This window comes from Mycobacterium paragordonae, assembly GCF_003614435.1.
GTDB classification, from domain to species: domain Bacteria; phylum Actinomycetota; class Actinomycetes; order Mycobacteriales; family Mycobacteriaceae; genus Mycobacterium; species Mycobacterium paragordonae.
This window is the reverse complement of record NZ_CP025546.1, coordinates 6,100,998-6,117,912: the sequence shown is the minus strand read 5'-3', so window position 1 is coordinate 6,117,912 and position 16,915 is coordinate 6,100,998. Positions and strand designations below refer to the sequence as shown.

General features: G+C 66.7%; 15 protein-coding genes. 11 read left to right on the top strand and 4 right to left on the bottom strand.

The window, feature by feature from the left end; genetic code table 11:
• Positions 1-33: 33 nt before the first annotated feature.
• Both C0J29_RS27345 and C0J29_RS27340 read left to right on the top strand, forming a co-directional pair.
• A complete protein-coding gene (locus C0J29_RS27345; RefSeq protein WP_120794146.1) occupies positions 34-864 on the top strand; it encodes an amidohydrolase family protein in 831 nt (276 codons plus the stop codon).
• Positions 861-2,408, top strand: coding sequence for an acetolactate synthase large subunit (locus C0J29_RS27340; RefSeq protein WP_120794145.1), 1,548 nt, complete (start codon positions 861-863; stop codon positions 2,406-2,408). Before C0J29_RS27345 ends, C0J29_RS27340 begins: the two co-directional genes overlap by 4 nt.
• 6 nt (positions 2,409-2,414) lie before the next feature.
• Here the strand turns inward: C0J29_RS27340 and fadD17 are convergent, their stop codons facing one another.
• Genes fadD17 through C0J29_RS27325 form a run of 3 tightly spaced genes read right to left on the bottom strand, consistent with a single transcriptional unit; the run spans position 2,415 to position 6,206 of the window.
• The gene (gene fadD17, locus C0J29_RS27335) at positions 2,415-3,917 is read right to left on the bottom strand and encodes a long-chain-fatty-acid--CoA ligase FadD17 (RefSeq protein ID WP_162951566.1); all 1,503 of its coding nucleotides are present in this window, start codon (positions 3,915-3,917) and stop codon (positions 2,415-2,417) included.
• Entirely contained in the window at positions 3,914-4,999 is a 1,086-nt protein-coding gene (locus tag C0J29_RS27330) for an acyl-CoA dehydrogenase family protein (RefSeq protein WP_120794144.1), read from the bottom strand. Before C0J29_RS27330 ends, fadD17 begins: the two co-directional genes overlap by 4 nt.
• A gap of 25 nt (positions 5,000-5,024) precedes the next feature.
• Complete coding sequence (locus C0J29_RS27325; protein WP_120794143.1) at positions 5,025-6,206, bottom strand: acyl-CoA dehydrogenase; 1,182 nt, start codon at positions 6,204-6,206, stop codon at positions 5,025-5,027.
• A 217-nt stretch (positions 6,207-6,423) separates the two neighbouring features.
• On the opposite strand from C0J29_RS27325, the gene C0J29_RS27320 reads away from it, so the two are divergent.
• Together C0J29_RS27320 and C0J29_RS27315 are read left to right on the top strand one after the other, a co-directional pair.
• Positions 6,424-6,615 (top strand): ferredoxin, encoded by a 192-nt coding sequence (locus tag C0J29_RS27320; RefSeq protein WP_055581977.1) that lies wholly within the window; start codon positions 6,424-6,426, stop codon positions 6,613-6,615.
• Positions 6,616-6,631: 16 nt separating this feature from the next.
• Entirely contained in the window at positions 6,632-7,549 is a 918-nt protein-coding gene (locus tag C0J29_RS27315) for a 3-oxoacyl-ACP reductase (RefSeq protein ID WP_120794142.1), read from the top strand.
• A 191-nt stretch (positions 7,550-7,740) separates the two neighbouring features.
• Here C0J29_RS27315 and C0J29_RS27310 read toward each other — a convergent pair whose 3' ends face one another.
• Positions 7,741-9,132: an ISNCY family transposase gene (locus tag C0J29_RS27310; protein WP_425272101.1), complete on the bottom strand. Its 1,392-nt coding sequence runs from the start codon at positions 9,130-9,132 to the stop codon at positions 7,741-7,743.
• Between the two features lie 200 nt (positions 9,133-9,332).
• Here C0J29_RS27310 and C0J29_RS27305 point away from each other — a divergent pair, with 200 nt between their 5' ends.
• From C0J29_RS27305 to C0J29_RS27275, 7 genes are read left to right on the top strand one after another with little or no spacing between them, the layout of a single operon-like run.
• Positions 9,333-10,097: an MlaE family ABC transporter permease gene (locus C0J29_RS27305; RefSeq protein WP_055581978.1), complete on the top strand. Its 765-nt coding sequence runs from the start codon at positions 9,333-9,335 to the stop codon at positions 10,095-10,097.
• A 46-nt stretch (positions 10,098-10,143) separates the two neighbouring features.
• Positions 10,144-10,986, top strand: coding sequence for an MlaE family ABC transporter permease (locus C0J29_RS27300; protein ID WP_120794141.1), 843 nt, complete (start codon positions 10,144-10,146; stop codon positions 10,984-10,986).
• A gap of 5 nt (positions 10,987-10,991) precedes the next feature.
• Positions 10,992-12,194 (top strand): virulence factor Mce family protein, encoded by a 1,203-nt coding sequence (locus tag C0J29_RS27295; protein ID WP_120794140.1) that lies wholly within the window; start codon positions 10,992-10,994, stop codon positions 12,192-12,194.
• Positions 12,194-13,249, top strand: coding sequence for an MCE family protein (locus C0J29_RS27290; RefSeq protein ID WP_120794139.1), 1,056 nt, complete (start codon positions 12,194-12,196; stop codon positions 13,247-13,249). The genes C0J29_RS27295 and C0J29_RS27290 overlap by 1 nt, the downstream gene beginning before the upstream one ends.
• Positions 13,236-14,312, top strand: coding sequence for a virulence factor Mce family protein (locus C0J29_RS27285; protein ID WP_120794138.1), 1,077 nt, complete (start codon positions 13,236-13,238; stop codon positions 14,310-14,312). Before C0J29_RS27290 ends, C0J29_RS27285 begins: the two co-directional genes overlap by 14 nt.
• A 10-nt stretch (positions 14,313-14,322) precedes the next feature.
• A complete protein-coding gene (locus C0J29_RS27280) occupies positions 14,323-15,753 on the top strand; it encodes a virulence factor Mce family protein (protein WP_120794137.1) in 1,431 nt (476 codons plus the stop codon).
• Entirely contained in the window at positions 15,750-16,904 is a 1,155-nt protein-coding gene (locus C0J29_RS27275) for a virulence factor Mce family protein (RefSeq protein WP_120794136.1), read from the top strand. The genes C0J29_RS27280 and C0J29_RS27275 overlap by 4 nt, the downstream gene beginning before the upstream one ends.
• The last annotated feature ends 11 nt before the right edge of the window (positions 16,905-16,915 follow it).

The following is a 16,915-nucleotide window of genomic DNA, read 5'->3' as shown; positions in this document are numbered from 1 at the left end:
GGGCATCGTCGGCGGGCTAGAGTCAAATCCGCGATGACGATCGATGTGTGGATGCAGCATCCGACGCAGCGGTTCCTGCGCAGCGACATGTTGGCCTCGCTGCGCCGCTGGACCGGTGGGTCAATGCCCGATACGGAAATCCCGATCGAGGTCACCGTCGCCGCGATGGACGCCGCGGGCGTCGAACTCGGGCTGCTGAGCGCCTGGCTCGGTCCGGCCGGTCAGGACCTGGTGTCCAACGACGAGGTTGCTCAGTGGATTGCGTTGCATCCCAATCGATTCAATGGCCTGGCGACGGTGGATCTGGACCGCCCGATGGCCGCGGTCCGCGAGCTGCGCCGCCGGGTGGCCGAGGGGTTCGTCGGGTTGCGGGTGGTGCCGTGGCTCTGGAACGCCCCGCCCACCGACCGGCGCTACTATCCGCTGTTCGCCCAGTGCGTCGAGTCCGGCGTGCCGTTCTGCACCCAGGTCGGGCACACCGGTCCGTTGCGACCGTCGGAGACCGGACGCCCGATCCCCTACATCGATCAGGTCGCCCTCGACTTCCCGGAGTTGGTGATCGTCTGCGGACACGTCGGCTACCCGTGGACCGAGGAGATGGTCGCGGTGGCCCGCAAGCATGAGAACGTCTACATCGACACGTCCGCCTATACCATCGCGCGGCTCCCGGACGAATTGATCAGGTTCATGAAAACCGTTACCGGACAACGCAAAGTCCTGTTCGGCACCAACTATCCGATGATCGCCCATGCGCATGCGCTGGCGGGTCTTGACGATCTCGGCCTCAGCGACGAGGCTCGTCGGGACTTCCTGCGCGACAATGCCGAGCGGGTCTTCAGGTTGCAACGAAAGGTGGACACGTGAACGGTGCGCAGGCTCTGATCAACACCTTGGTGGATGGCGGCGTCGACGTCTGCTTCTCCAACCCGGGCACCTCGGAGATGCACTTCGTCGCGGCACTGGACACCGTCGACCAAATGCGGGGCGTGTTAACCCTTTTCGAGGGCGCGGCCACCGGGGCGGCCGACGGGTACGCGCGGATCGCCGGCCGCCCGGCGGCGGTTCTGCTGCATCTCGGACCCGGACTGGGTAACGGCCTGGCCAACCTGCACAACGCGCGCCGCGCCCGGGTGCCGATGGTCGTCGTCGTCGGCGACCACGCCACCTACCACAAAAAGTACGATGCCCCACTGGAATCCGACATCGATGCACTCGCCGGCACCGTATCGGGGTGGGTGCGCCGGACGGCGACGGCGGCCGATGTCGGCGCCGACACCGCTGAGGCGATCGCGGCCGGCATGTCGGGGTCGTTCGTGTCGACGTTGATCCTGCCCGCCGACGCATCCTGGTCCGAGGGCGCCCAGCCGGCCACCGTCGCCCCCGCCGCGCCCGAGGCGCCAAAAGCCGACATAAATGCGGTAGCCGAGGTGCTGCGCTCGGGCGAGCCCGCCACCATCCTGGTCGGGGGAGACGCCACCCGCGCACCGGGATTGGCGGCGGCCGCGCGGATCGCCGAGGCCACCGGCGCCCGCCTGCTGTGCGAGACGTTCCCCACCCGGCTGGAGCGTGGCGCCGGCGTGCCCGCCATCGAACGGCTGGGCTACTTCGCCGAGGCGGCGGCCGCCCAACTGGACGGCGCCAAGCATCTGGTGCTGGCCGGCGCCAGGTCGCCGGTGTCGTTCTTCGCCTATCCCGGGATGCCGAGCGACCTGGTCCCGTCCGGGTGCGACGTGCACGTCCTGGCCGAATTCGACGGTGCCGCAGCGGCTTTAGCTGCCCTGGCCGACGAGGTGGCACCGGGGACCACCGCGCCCACCGCGCCCGCCAATCGTCCCCAGCTGCCCTCAGGCGCCCTGACGTCCGCGTCGGCGGCCGAGGTCATCGGTGCCCTGCTGCCCGAGCGGGCCATCGTCGTCGACGAGTCCAACACCTCGGGCCTGTTGCTACCGCAAGCCACCGCCGGAGCGCCGGCCCACGACTGGCTGACCCTGACCGGCGGGGCCATCGGCTACGGCATCCCGACCGCGGTCGGGGCCGCGGTGGCCGCGCCGGACCGTCCGGTGCTGTGCCTGGAATCCGACGGGTCGGCGATGTACACGATCTCGGGGCTGTGGTCGCAGGCGCGGGAGTTGCTGGACGTCACCACCGTCATCTACAACAACGGCGCCTACGACATCCTGCGGCTCGAGCTGCAGCGCGTGGGGGTCGAAGCCGGTCCCGGTCCCAAAGCCAAGGATCTTCTCGACATTTCCCGTCCCACGATGGATTTCGTCAAGATCGCCGAAGGTATGGGGGTGCCGGCACGGCGGGCGACTACCTGCGAGGAGTTGGCTCAGGCGCTTCGCGACGCGTTCGCCGAGCCTGGGCCGCACCTGATCGACGCGGTGGTGCCTTCCTTGCTGGGGTAATCAAGGTCAGCGCGGAATCGCGAACACCGGTTCGCCGCAGTCGACGCCCTCGGCGGAGAGCTGTCGTTTGAGCACCTTGAAAGTCATCGTGCCGGGCAGCCCGGCGCTCACCCGCACGTACGACGGCCACTGCTTGGGTCCTAGATCGGCTTGCTCGGCCAGGAACTCCCGGAACCGGTCCGGGTCGAACTGCGTGCCCGGCGCCAGCACGACCGCCGCCATCACCTGGTCGCCCACCGCCGGATCCGGTACCGGGTAGACCGCCACCTCGGTCACCGCCGGATGGCGCAGTAGCACCCGTTCGATCGGGGCGGTGCCCAGGTTCTCGCCGTCCACGCGCATCCAGTCGCCGAGCCGGCCGGCGAAATAGGCGTAGCCCGCTTCATCCCGGTAGGCCAGATCGCCGCTGTGGTAGATGCCGCCGGCCATCCGTTCGGCTTCGGCGGCGGGGTCGTTGTAGTAGCCCTCGAAACCGCCGGCGCCCTTGGTGTTCACCAGCTCGCCGGCCACTCCCGGGGGACAGGGCGCTCCGGTCTCCGGGTCGACGATCTCGACGCCGTCCGGCAGCGGGCCCAGCGATCCCGCCGGCGTGTCGGGCGTGCGGGCGATCGCCACACCGAGTTCGGTCGATCCGAAGCCGTCTTGGACGCGGCAGCCGAATCGGGCGCCGAAGCGTTCGATGTCACGGGGCACCCCCTCGTTGCCATAGACGGCCCGCAACGGGTTATCCGCGTCATCGGGCTGCTCGGGGGTCGCCAGCACGTAGGACAGCGGCTTACCCACATAGTTGGCGTAGGTGGCGCCGTACCGGCGCACATCGGGCAGGAACCCGGACGCCGAAAACCGGCGCCGCAGGGCCATCGAGCCCTGGCACGCCGCGGCCACCGCCCAGCCGACCAGCACCGCATTCGAGTGGAACAGCGGCATCGACACATAGCAGACGTCGTCGGCGCCGAGTCGGAAACGCTGCGCCATTCCCATGCCGGCTCCCGCGACCTTGCCGTGGCTGCACTTCACCGCCTTTGGTTCCCCACTGGTGCCCGAGGTGAAGATCAGCATGAAAAGGTCTGCCGGAGAGGCGGACTGAAATGTCAGATCCGCATCCCTATAAGCGGCGACTTCGTCGGCCCACTCGGCTGAGTCGACGTTGAGGTGATCGATACCTTCCAGCGCCGCGGCAGAATTCGTATCCGCGAGCACCAACTGGCAGTCGGCGTGGTTGATGTCACGGGCCAGGGCCGCGCCACGGCGCACCGGATTCAGCCCCACCGGCACGATGCCGGACAGTCCGCCCGCAACCAGCATCGCCGAGAAGAACGGCGTGTTCTCCAGCAGCACCCCGACGTGCGGCGGCCGGGTCGGGTCGAGGCGCTCCCGCAGCGTCGCCACCAGGGCCGCGGCATCGCGGAGGTGTTCACGCCAACTGGTGAACGAGTCCTCGAAGTACACGCCGCGGTCGTCGATCTCGGCCAGCGGTCGCATCAGCGCGGCGACCGTCGGTTCGCTCAAGCGGGAGTCTCCGCGAGTTCGCGGCCGATCTGCCGCAACTGCCCGGTGGCTCCGCCCAGCGCGAACTCAGTTTCCTTGGCCGACAGGAAGTATCGGTGCACCGGGTGATCGGTGTCGACCCCGACACCGCCGTGCACATGCACGATGCTGTGCGCCACTCGGTGGCCGGCGTCGGCCGCCCAGAAAGCTGCGGACGCCACGTCGATCTCCGCCGGGATGTCCTCGGCGACCTTCCACGCGGCCTGGGTCAGCGTCAACCGCAGGCCTTTCACGTCGATGTATCCGTCGGCCAGACGCTGACCCACCGCCTGGAAGCTGCCGATCGGGCGGTCGAATTGCTCACGGGTGCGGGCATATTCGGCCGTAATCTGCAAACCGCGCTCCAGCACACCGAGTTGGTAGGCACTGCGGCCCAGCGTCGAGATGGTGCGCAGCCAGGTAACCACCTCAGCGCCTCCAACACGACGCGAATCGTCCACGGCGACACCGTCCAGCGCCAGATGCCCGACGCTGCCCAGCCCGGTGGTCTGCAGCGGCGTCACCGTCACCCCGGGGTCGTCCGCGGCGACCAGGAAAACCGCTGTGCCGGAGTGGGTTTCGGCGGGCACCAGGAAGGCGTCGGCGGCCGGGGCATAGAACACCTGGGTGCGACTGCCCGTCAGCCGGCCGTCCACCGCCTGCACCGGCCCGTCGCCCATCTCCCCGTCCAAAGCGACCGTCAGGGTCTTCTCGCCGCGCACCGCCTCGGAGCCCCAGCTCTGCTGCAACTCCTCGGAGCCGAACCGCGCCAGCGCGCCGGAGCCCAGCACGATCGACTCGAGGTAGGGCACCGCCGCCAACTGATGTCCCAGCGCGACCAGGATCGCGACCTGCTCGAGCACCCCGAAACCGTCGCCGCCCACCTGGGTGGCGGCCGCGCTGGTCAGGATGTCGCTGTCGATCAGCTTGCGCCACAGGTCGCGGTCGAATCGTTGGTCAAGCTTGTCCAGCTCGCGCTGGTGTGCGGGCGTGCACACCGAGTCGACGATGGTGTCGACCAGACCGCCCAGGTCCTGCGCCGCTTCGGTTGTCGAGAAATCCATGAATATCCTTCTCCTGCCGGAAAATTCAGCGGTTGGCCCGGGGCAGGCCCAGGGCAACCATGCCGATGATGTCGCGCTGGACTTCGTTGGTGCCGCCGCCGAAAGTCAGGATCAGGCACGCCCGGTGCATCCGTTCGACGCGGCCGCGCAGCAGGGCGCCGGGGGAGTCCTGACGCAGCGTCGCCGCGGTGCCCAGCACCTCCATCAGCAGCCGGTAGGCCTCGGTGGCCAGCTCGGTCCCGAACACCTTGGCGGCCGAGGCATCCGCAGGCGAGAGGTTCTCGCTCGACGAGGACGCCAGCTCCCAGTTGATCAGCTTGAGCACCTCGACCTTGGCGTGCACCCGCGCCAGGTTCAGTTGCACCCATTCCGAGTCGATCAGCCGCCCGCCGCCGGCGTCCTTGGTGTTCTGTGCCCACTCGCGAACTTCCCGCAGGCACATGAAGATCGGTGCCGGGGAGACCAGAGCGACGCGCTCATGGTTGAGCTGGTTGGTCACCAGCTTCCAGCCCGCGTTCTCCTCGCCGATCAGGTTGGTCACCGGCACCCGCACGTCGCTGTAATACGTGGCGCTGGTGTCGGGACCGGCCATGGTGTGCACCGGCGTCCACGAGAAGCCTTCGGCAGTGGTGGGTACCACCAGCATGGAGATGCCGCGATGCTTCTTGGCCTCCGGGTTGGTGCGTACCGCGAGCCAGACCCAGTCCGCGTAGGCGATCAGGCTGGTCCACATCTTCTGGCCGTTGATGACGTACTCGTCGCCGTCGCGGACGGCGGTGGTGCGCAGGTTGGCCAGGTCGGTGCCCGCCCCCGGCTCCGAATAGCCGATGGAGAAATGCAACTCGCCCGCCGCGATCTTGGGCAGGAAGAACTTCTTCTGCTCTTCGGTGCCGGAGGCCATGATCGTCGGCGCCACGCTGTTGATCGTCAGGAAGGGCACCGGCGCACCGGCGATGGCGGCCTCGTCGGTGAAGATCAGCGAGTCCATCGGCTCCCGGTCCTGGCCGCCGTACTCCTTGGGCCAGTTCAGGGTCAGCCACCCGTCCTTGCCCATCTGCGCGACGGTCTCGCGGTAGACGTTGCCGGTGCCGTATTCGCCCTGCACCGAACTCAGCGCCTCGCGGCGCTCCGGTGTCATGAGCTTGGTGAAGTAGGACCGCAGCTCGCGACGCAGCTCCTCCTGTTCGGGGGTGTAACTGATGCGCATTCCCGCCGCCTCCGATCGAGCGATCGTCTCTGTATGCCGGCCACCGAAACCCACGCCGGGGGCCACCCATTCGTTCTCCCGGTTGTAACACGTTCTAGTCTGGGAATCCAGCGACCCTATGGTCACGGGTATCGGGGCCCTATGGTGGTGCTACAAATTGATCGAGTTCGGACCAGGGGTGTTTCCTGACTCCAGCCCAGCTGCCAAGGAGGGTGCCGTGCGAGTGATTGTCGACCGTGACCGGTGTGAAGGTAACGCGGTGTGCTTGGGAATTGCGCCCGATATCTTCGACCTGGACGACGAGGACTACGCCGTGGTGAAGACCGATCCGATCCCGCCGGATCAGGAGGATCTGGCCGAGCAGGCGATCGCGGAATGCCCACGCGCGGCACTGTTGCGCGAGGACTGACGAAGAAACTAGAGGTATTCATAAATTGACTGCAGCGAATACGAACGCGACCGATCTCTCCGGCAAGGTCGCGGTGGTGACCGGTGCCGCCGCGGGCCTGGGTCGCGCCGAGGCGATCGGCCTGGCCCGGTTGGGCGCCACCGTCGTCGTCAACGACATCGCGTCGGGCCTGGACGCTTCCGACGTCCTCGACGAGATCAGCTCGGCGGGTTCCAAAGCGGTGGCGGTGGCCGGCGACATAAGCAAGCGCGAGACGGCGGACGAACTCATCTCCACGGCCGATGGTCTGGGCGGCCTGAACATCGTCGTGAACAACGCCGGCATCACCCGCGACCGGATGCTGTTCAACATGAGCGACGAGGACTGGGACCAGGTGATCGCCGTGCACCTGCGCGGTCACTTCCTGCTGACCCGCAACGCCGCCACCTACTGGCGTAGCAAGGCAAAAGAAGGCGACGGCCGCGTCTTCGGCCGCATCGTCAACACGTCGTCGGAGGCCGGACTGGTCGGCCCGGTGGGGCAGGCCAACTACGGCGCCGCCAAAGCCGGCATCACCGCGCTGACGCTGTCGGCGGCACGGGCACTGGGCCGATACGGCGTGTGCGCCAACGCGATTTGCCCCAGGGCACGCACGGCGATGACGGCCGACGTGTTCGGCGCGGCACCGGAAGACGCCGAGATCGACCCCCTGTCGCCCGAGCACGTGGTGAGCCTGGTGCAATTCCTGTCGTCGCCGGAGGCCGCCGCGGTCAATGGCCAGGTGTTCATCGTGTACGGTCCGCGCGTGACACTGGTGGCGGCGCCGACGGCCGAGCACCAGTTCGACGCCGGCGGCGCGGCCTGGGAGCCCGCGCAATTGAGCGCGACACTGAAGGACTACTTCGCCGAGCGAGACCCGGAAGTGAACTTCGCCGCGACCGGCCTGATGGACTGACAGGCGCCGGAACCCGCATTGACGGCTTAGGTAGAGGGGAAATACCAGCTAGGCATAATTGCCACAAAATTTTTGGAGCTTCATCGACACTCAGAACTTGTTCTAGTTACTTCGACCTGAAAAAGGGTTGATGGCGACGGCTTCGTCGGTGGCAGTGACGGCGGGTGCTCGGTGCTGGCGGGAGTTTGTTGTCATGAGGCCAGGGCGCTGATCTTGACGAGGTTGTGGGCGAACACCCCGTGTCCGCACCAGGTCCTGGCTCCGGTGAGGGTGGTCAATTCCGTGCGGTTCCAGCTGTAGCTGCGTTTGAGGTGGTTGATGCGTCCTTCGCATCCGGTTCGCCATTTGATTTTGGCGCGGAACGCTTTTCGGTGTTCGAACTCGCGGCGAGCGGCACTCGGTTTACTGGCACGCGGAATCGCGACATGGCGGACTCCTTGCTCGTGCAGATCGTTTTCGACCGAGGCGTATCCGTAGCCGCGATCGGCGGTAACTGCCCTGGGGGCGTGGCCGGCGCGGCGAGTGATCCGGGCGATCGCTGGAGCCAACTGCGGGGCATCGGCGGGGTTTCCGATCTCGACGCTGTGGTCGAGGATGACTCCATCGGCGTTATCGACGACCTGGGCTTTGTAGCCGAACTCCACGGGCTTGCCCAGTCGTCCTTTGCGGATCGGGCGGGCATCGGGGTCGTGGAAACTGACCAGCCGGCTCGCCGAGTCCGGCATCACCCCGGTCAGGCGGCTACGGGCTTGGGTGACCACGCGTTGGGCCTTATCCATGATCGCGGCCAAGTCGTTGATCGCTCGAGATAGCCGAGCCCGGCGGACCCCGGTCGCGTTGCGCACAGCCCGGCGGGCATTGCGCCGCACCGCGGCCGCTTCCCGCATCGCCGATTCGGCGATGCCGGCCAACTCCCCGGTGATCCGCGCGACCACGGCTTGAGCTTCCTCACGGGCCACCGCACCGCGAAGCCGCAGTTTGGAGGCGATCGAGCGGGCCCGCTGGCCCGCTGAGCGGCTGCGGTCACGGGCATGGGTACGCACCGCCCCGCCAGCGTTGTGGATGCGGGTGATGGTGCGGGCGATCGTGGTCACCGCCTTGGCCAGGAGCCCCGAGTCGGTCGGATAGGCCACTGCGGCCTCAACCACGGTGGTGTCAGCACGCACCTTGTCAGTGCGCAACAGTTTGGCGTCGGCGGCCTTGGCCAACAAGGCCTCATTGAGGCCGGCCACTGCAGCGTCCCCACACCGAGTGGTCAGTTTCATCAGCGTGGTGGGGTGCGGCACACGCGTCCCGAACGGAATCCGGCAAAACCGTTGCCAGGAAATCGAATCGCCGACCTCACGGCACAACGCCTCAAAGCCCAGCCGGTAGCGGAACTTCAAGAACATCATCCGCAGATAGGTCTCCATCGGAATCGACGGACGACCGATACGGGTGTCGAAGTACGGCGTGAACGGCGCGAAGAACACCGGATCATCTAGCAGCGCGTCTACCCGCCCCAACTCCCTCGGTAACACCAACAGCTCCGGCGGCAGGATTGCATCCCACAACGACAACTGGTCATTTACAGTTCTAAGCACGATGGCCTCGATCCCTTCTAGCCCAAGGGTTCGAGGCCATCATCTCGTCAAACAAAGCCCAATTCAGCCACCGCCACGCCCTGACTTTTTCAGGTCGAAGTAGTTAGTATGAGCCGGCTCACACCAAGCAACGAGTCATCCAACGGTGTGTTCAGGGCAGACAGCACTTCGCCGCGAGCAACAGATTGGGGGGACCGGGCTTGTTGCAGAAAGTTGCCGTGCCGGCCCGCGCAGTCGGCGGCTTCTTCGAGATGTCGATCGAGACCGCACGGGCCGCCTTCCGGCGGCCGTTTCAGATGCGGGAGTTCCTGGACCAGACCTGGATGGTCGCGCGGGTGTCGCTGGTTCCCACGCTGCTGGTGTCGATTCCGTTCACCGTGCTGGTCGCCTTCACCCTGAACATCCTGCTGCGCGAGATCGGCGCGGCCGACTTGTCCGGCGCCGGAACGGCATTCGGCACCATCACCCAGCTCGGACCGATCGTCACCGTGCTGGTGGTGGCCGGCGCCGGGGCCACCGCGATCTGCGCGGACCTGGGAGCCCGCACCATCCGCGAGGAAATCGACGCGATGCGGGTGCTCGGCATCGACCCCATCCAGCGACTCGTGGTGCCCAGGGTGCTGGCCTCCACGCTGGTCGCCCTGCTGCTCAACGGACTGGTGTGCATCATCGGCCTGTCCGGGGGCTACGCTTTCTCCGTTTTCCTGCAGGGCGTCAACCCTGGTGCGTTCATCAACGGGCTGACTGTGCTCACCGGACTGCGCGAGCTCATCCTCGCCGAAGTCAAGGCGCTGCTGTTCGGAGTCATGGCGGGTCTGGTCGGCTGTTACCGCGGTCTGACCGTCAAGGGCGGTCCCAAGGGAGTCGGCAATGCGGTCAACGAAACCGTCGTCTACGCCTTCATCTGCCTCTTCGTCATCAACGTCGTCATGACCGCCATCGGCGTCAGAATCTCGGCCAAGTAGGGGACGGGGTAACACATGACGGCGGACGAGCGATGGTGATCATGCGATGAGCTACGACGCCACCCTCCGCTTCAAGCGCTTTTTCTCGAGATTTGCCGCACCGGTCGACAACTTCGGGGAGCAGGCGCTGTTCTACGGCGAAACCGTGCGCTACATCCCCAACGCCGTCACCAAATACCGCAAGGAGACCATCCGGCTGATCGCCGAGATGACGCTCGGTGCCGGTGCGCTGATCATGATCGGCGGCACCGTCGGCGTCGCCGCATTCCTGACACTCGCCTCCGGCGGTGTGATTGCCGTGCAGGGCTATTCCTCGCTGGGCAACATCGGCATCGAGGCCCTGACCGGCTTCCTCTCGGCGTTCCTGAACGTCCGCGTGGTCGCGCCGGTCATCGCCGGCATCGCGCTGGCCGCCACCATCGGCGCCGGCGCCACCGCCCAGCTCGGCGCGATGCGGGTCTCCGAAGAGATCGATGCCGTCGAATGCATGGCGGTGCACTCGGTTTCCTACCTGGTGTCGACGCGGCTCATCGCGGGACTGGTGGCGATCATCCCGCTGTACTCACTGTCGGTGCTGGCCGCGTTCTTCGCCGCCCGCTTCACGACCGTGTTCATCAACGGCCAGTCCGCCGGCCTGTACGACCACTACTTCAACACCTTCCTGATCCCGTCGGACCTGCTGTGGTCCTTCGCCCAGGCCATCGCTATGTCGATCGCGGTCATGCTGGTGCACACCTACTACGGCTATAACGCCAGCGGCGGCTCGGTCGGCGTCGGCATCGCCGTCGGTCAGGCTGTTCGTACCTCGCTGATCGTCGTCGTCGTCATCACCCTGCTCATCTCGCTCGCGGTTTACGGAGCGACCGGCAACTTCAACCTCTCCGGGTAACGGCTATGGCAGGCATGGGATCACGACGAACCGCCGGCCGGGTGGCCGCGGCGACGCTCGCCGGTTTGATGGTGGCGGCGGCGGTCCTGACCTACCTGTCCTACACCGCCGCGTTCACCTCGACCGAGACCGTGACGGTCGCGTCCAAGCGCGCCGGACTGGTGATGGAGCCAGGTGCCAAGGTGAAGTTCCGCGGCATCCAGATCGGCAAGGTCGAAGACATCAGCTACAGCGGCGACCAGGCGCGACTGAAGCTGGCCATCTACAGCCACAACCTGCATTACGTCCCGTCCAACGCCACGGTGCACATCGCGGGGAACACCATCTTCGGCGCCAAGTCGGTGGAGTTCATCCCGCCCCAGACCGCGGCCGCGACGTCGCTGCGCCCGAACTCCACGGTGGAGGCCTCCGCGGTGCAGCTGGAGGTCAACACGCTGTTCCAGTCGCTGATCAACCTGCTGCACAAGGTCGACCCGGTCGAGTTGAACGGCACGCTCAGTGCGCTGTCGGAAGGCCTGCGCGGCCACGGCGACGACCTGGGGGCGCTGCTGTCGGGGCTCAATACGCTTACCCGCCAAGCGAATCCGAAGCTGCCGACCCTGCAGGAGGATTTCCGCAAGGCCGGCATCGTGACCAACATCTACGGGGACGCCGCACCCGACCTGAACACGGTGTTCGCGAACCTGCCGACGATCAGCAAGACGGTCGTCGACGAGCAGTCCAACCTCAACACCACGCTGTTGGCTGCGATCGGCCTGGCCAACAACGGTTACGAGACGCTGGCACCGGCCGAGCAGAATTTGATCGACACCATCAACCGGCTGCGCGCCCCGCTCAAGGTGGCGGCGGACTACTCGCCGGAGTTCGGCTGCCTGCTGGCCGGCATCGATCGCGGTATCAAGGAGTTCGCCCCGTTGATCGGTGTGCGGAAGGCGGGTCTGTTCACCTCGTCGAGCTTCGTCATCGGCGCCCCGTCCTACACCTATCCCGAGAGCCTGCCGATCGTTAACGCCTCCGGCGGCCCGAACTGCCGCGGTCTTCCGGACATCCCCACCAAGCAGACCGGTGGGTCGTTCTACCGGGCGCCGTTCCTGGTCACCGACAACGCGAACATCCCGTACGAGCCGTTCACCGAGTTCCAGTTCGACGCGCCGTCAACGCTGCAGTTCCTCTTCCACGGCGCCTTCGCAGAGCGGGATGACTTCTGATGGCCTCCGGAGCAATGCCGTCGCACCGGTCGATGATGATCAAGGTCGGCGTCTTCGTCGTGACGATGGTGCTGGCCAGTGCCGCGCTGGTGGTGGTGTTCGGCGACTTCCGGTTCGGTTCCGAGAACACCTACCACGCGACCTTCCTGGACGCCTCCAAGCTCAAGGGCGGCCAGAAGGTGCGCATCGCCGGCGTGCCCGTCGGCGCGGTGTCCGGCGTCAAGCTCAACCCCGACAACACCGTCGACGTGGAATTCGGCGTCGACGCCCGCTACACGCTCTACTCGTCGAGTCGCGCGGTGATCCGCTACGAGAACCTCGTCGGCGACCGGTTCCTGGAGATCACCTCGGGCCCCGGCGAACTGCGCAAGCTGCCACCCGGCGGGACGATGAACTCCCAGCACACCCAGCCCGCGCTCGACCTCGACGCGCTGCTCGGCGGGCTGAAGCCGGTGCTGAAAGGCCTGGACGCGGACAAGATCAACACGATCAGCAGCGCTGTCATCGAACTGCTGCAGGGTCAGGGCGGCGCGGTGGCCAACGTGCTCGCCGACACCAGCAGCTTCTCCAATGCGCTGGGTAAGCGCGACCAGCTGATCGGCGACGTGATCACCAACCTCAACACCGTCCTGGGCACCGTCGACCAGCGCAGCGCACAGTTCTCGGCCAGCGTCGACCAGTTGCAGCAGCTGATCGAGGGGCTGGCCAAGAACAAGGACACCATCGCCGGCGCGATCCCGCCGCTCGCCTCGACTACGACGGATCTGACTGAGCTGCTGCGCAATTCGCGCCGGCCGCTGCAGGGCGTCCTGGAGAACGCGCGGCCGTTGGCCACCGAACTCGACAACCGGAAAGCCGAGATCAACAACGACGTCGAGCAACTCGGCGAGGACTACCTGCGGCTGGCGGCGTTGGGCACCTACGGCTCGTTCTTCAACATCTACTTCTGCTCGGTGACGATCAAGATCAACGGGCCGGCCGGCTCCGACATCCGGATCGGGATGGGCGGCCAGGTGGATTCCAGCAAGGGGAGGTGCGCCTTTGCCAAGCAATAGCAAGAAGCCAAGCAAACGCGACCAGGATCCGCTCCGCACCGGCATCATCGGCCTGGCGGTGGTGACCTTCGTCGTCCTCATCGCATTCGGTTACTCGGGGTTGCCGTTCTGGCCGCAGGGCAAGACCTACACCGCCTACTTCAGCGACGCGGGTGGCATCACGCCCGGCAACAACGTGCTGGTCTCGGGCGTCAAGGTGGGCAAGGTGTCCGATGTGGCGCTGGCCGGTGACACCGCCAAGATCACCTTCAGCGTCGACCGGCACGTCGTCGTCGGGGACCAGTCGCTGGCCGCGATCCGCACCGACACCATCCTCGGCGAGCGCTCGGTCTCGGTGAGCCCGGCCGGCTCGGGCAACGCCACCACCATTCCGCTCAGCCGGACGACGACGCCCTACACCCTGGCCGGGGCACTCGAGGACCTCGGGCAGAACGCCAACAACCTGAACAAGCCCCAGTTCGAGCACGCGCTGAAGGTGCTCACCGAGACTCTGCACGACGCCACCCCCGGGTTACGGGGCGCGCTGGACGGCGTGACCACGCTGTCACGCACCCTGAACAGCCGCGACGAGGCGCTGCAGGGTCTGCTGGCCCACGCCAAGTCGGTGACGGCGGTGTTGTCCGATCGGGCCGGCCAGGTGAAGAAGCTGGTGGACCAGGGCGACCAGTTGTTCGCCGCGCTGGATGAGCGCCGCTCGGCGTTGAGTGCGCTGATCTCCGGCATCGACGACGTGTCCGCGCAACTGTCCGGCTTCGTCAACGACAACCGGAAGGAATTCGGCCCGGCCCTGACCAAGATCAACCAGGTGCTGGCCAACCTGAACGAGCGTCGCGACTACATCACCGAGGCCCTCAAGCGGCTCCCGACCTACGCCACCACGCTGGGCGAGGTGGTCGGCTCCGGCCCGGGATTCAACGTCAACGTCTTCGGCGCCATCCCGGCGCCGCTGGTGGCCACCATGTTCGACGTGGTCTTCCAGCCGGGCAAGCTGCCCGATAGCTTCGCCGACTACCTGCGCGGCATGATCCAGGAGCGCTGGACGATTAGGCCGAAATCACCATGATCGAGTCCATATGACAACAGCGAAGCGCTTCGGCAGCAAGGGCTGGCGGACCGTCACCATCGTCGTGTTGGTGGCGGTGCTGGTGGGCGGCGCCTACGTGCTGTTCTCGGCCGGGGGCGGTGGACGCAAGCTCACCGCTTACTTCACCTCGGCCGTCGGGCTCTACCCCGGGGACCAGGTGCGCATTCTGGGCGTGCCGGTGGGGGAGATCGACTCCATCGAACCGCGTGCGTCCGACGTCAAGATCACCATGAAGGTGAAGGACGGCGTCAAGATCCCGGCGGACGCCAAGGCCGTGATCATGTCGCCGAACCTGGTGGCGGCCCGCTTCATCCAGCTCACTCCGGCGTTCACCGGCGGCCCCTCGTTGCCGGACGGCGCCAGCATCGACCTGACCCGCACCGCGGTCCCGGTGGAGTGGGACGAGGTCAAGGAAGCGCTGACCCAGCTGTCCGTCTCGCTCAGCCCGGCGGCCGGCGAGATGCAGGGCCCGCTGGGCGCGGCGATCAACCAGGCCGCGGACACCCTCAACGGCAACGGCGACTCCTTCCACAACGCCCTGCGTGAGCTTGCGCAAGTGGCTGGGCGCCTTGGGGATTCGCGCAGCGACATCTTCGGCACGGTGAAGAACCTGCAGGTGCTCGTCGACGCGCTGTCGCAGAGCAACGAGCAGATCGTTCAGTTTGCTGGGCACGTGGCCTCGGTCTCCCAGGTGCTCGCCGACAGCTCCCGGGACCTCGACCACACGCTCGGATCACTGAACCAGGCCCTGTCGGACGTCCGGGGATTCCTGCACGAGAACAACTCGACGCTGATCGAGACGGTCAACCAGCTGACCGACTTCACCCAGACCCTGAGCGACCAGAGCGAGAACATCGAGCAGGTTCTGCACGTCGCGGGTCCCGGTATCACGAACTTCTACAACATCTACGACCCGGCGCAGGGCACCCTGAACGGTCTGCTGTCGCTGCCCAACTTCATGAACCCCGTTCAGTTCATCTGCGGTGGGTCCTTTGACACCGCGGCCGGGCCGTCCGGGCCGGAGTACTTCAAGCGCGCCGAGATCTGCCGGGAGCGCCTCGGCCCGGTGCTGCGCCGGCTCACCGTGAACTTCCCACCGATCATGTTCCACCCGATCAACATGATCACCGCCTACAAGGGGCAGATCATCTACGACACCCCCGCCACCGCGGCCAAGGCGGAAACCCCGGTGCCGGAGCTGACCTGGATTCCGGCCAAGGGTTCGGGCCAGCCGGCGCCGACCAACATCACGGACCTGCAGAACCTGTTCGTGCCCACCACGCCCGGCCCGGGCCCGGCGTCGCCGCCGGGGTACGGGCCCGCACCGGGACCTGCACCAGGACCCGCACCCGCGGCACCGGCCGCGGCGCCGGGGCCGGCACCCGGACCGCTGCCTGCCGAGCAAGGAGCGGGACGATGAAGCGAATCCTGTTGCGCGCCACAGTGTTTGTCGTCGGCAGCACGCTGCTGGCCGGGTGCTCGTTCGGCGGGCTGAATTCCCTGTCGATGCCCGGCACCGCAGGCCACGGCGGCGGCGCGTACTCGATCACCGTCGAACTGCCCGACGTGTCGACGTTGCCGCAGAACTCCCCGGTGATGGTCGACGACGTCACCGTGGGCAGTGTGGCCGGCATCTCGGCCGAGCAGCGTTCCGACGGATCCTTCTATGCCGCAGTGAAACTGGCGCTGGACAAGAACGTGGTGCTGCCGGCCAACGCGGTGGCCAAGGTGGCCCAGACCTCGTTGCTGGGTTCGCTGCACATCGACCTGGCTCCGCCGACCGACCAGGCGCCGACGGGCCGGCTGGTCAACGGGGGGCGCATCCCGGAGTCCAGGACGGGCCGCTTCCCGACCACCGAGGAAGTGTTCTCGGCTCTCGGTGTGGTGGTCAACAAGGGCAACGTCGGTGCGCTGGAAGAGATCACCGACGAGACCTACCAGGCCGTGGCCGGCCGGCAGGGCCAGTTCGTCGACCTGATGCCCCGGCTCGCGGAGTTGACTTCGGGTCTCAACAAGCAGGTCAACGACATCATCTCCGCGGTCGAGGGACTCAACCGGTTCTCCTCGATCCTGGCGCGCGACAAGGACAACCTGGGCCGGGCGCTGGACTCGTTGCCCGAGGCGCTGCGCGTGCTCAACAAGAACCGCGACAACATCGTCCAGGCCTTCAGCGCGCTGAACCGGCTGGCTCAGGTCACCTCAAACGTGTTGTCCAAGACCAAGACCGACTTCGCCGCCGACCTCAAGGACCTGTACTCGGCGATCAAGGCGCTCAACGATAACAAGAAGAACTTCGTCACTTCGCTGCAGATCATGCTGACGTTCCCGTTCCCCAACTTCGGCATCAAGCAGGCGGTGCGCGGTGACTACCTCAACGTGTTCACCACGTTCGACCTGACCCTGCGCCGGCTCGGTGAGACGTTCTTCCCGACGAGCTACGCCCTGGACCCGAACATGATGCACATGGACGAGGTGCTGAATGCGCCGGACTTCCTGATGGGCCAGTTGGCAAACCTGTCCGGGCAGGCGGCCGACCCGTTCAAGATTCCGCCCGGCACGGCGGCGCAGTAGAGGCGGCGGCG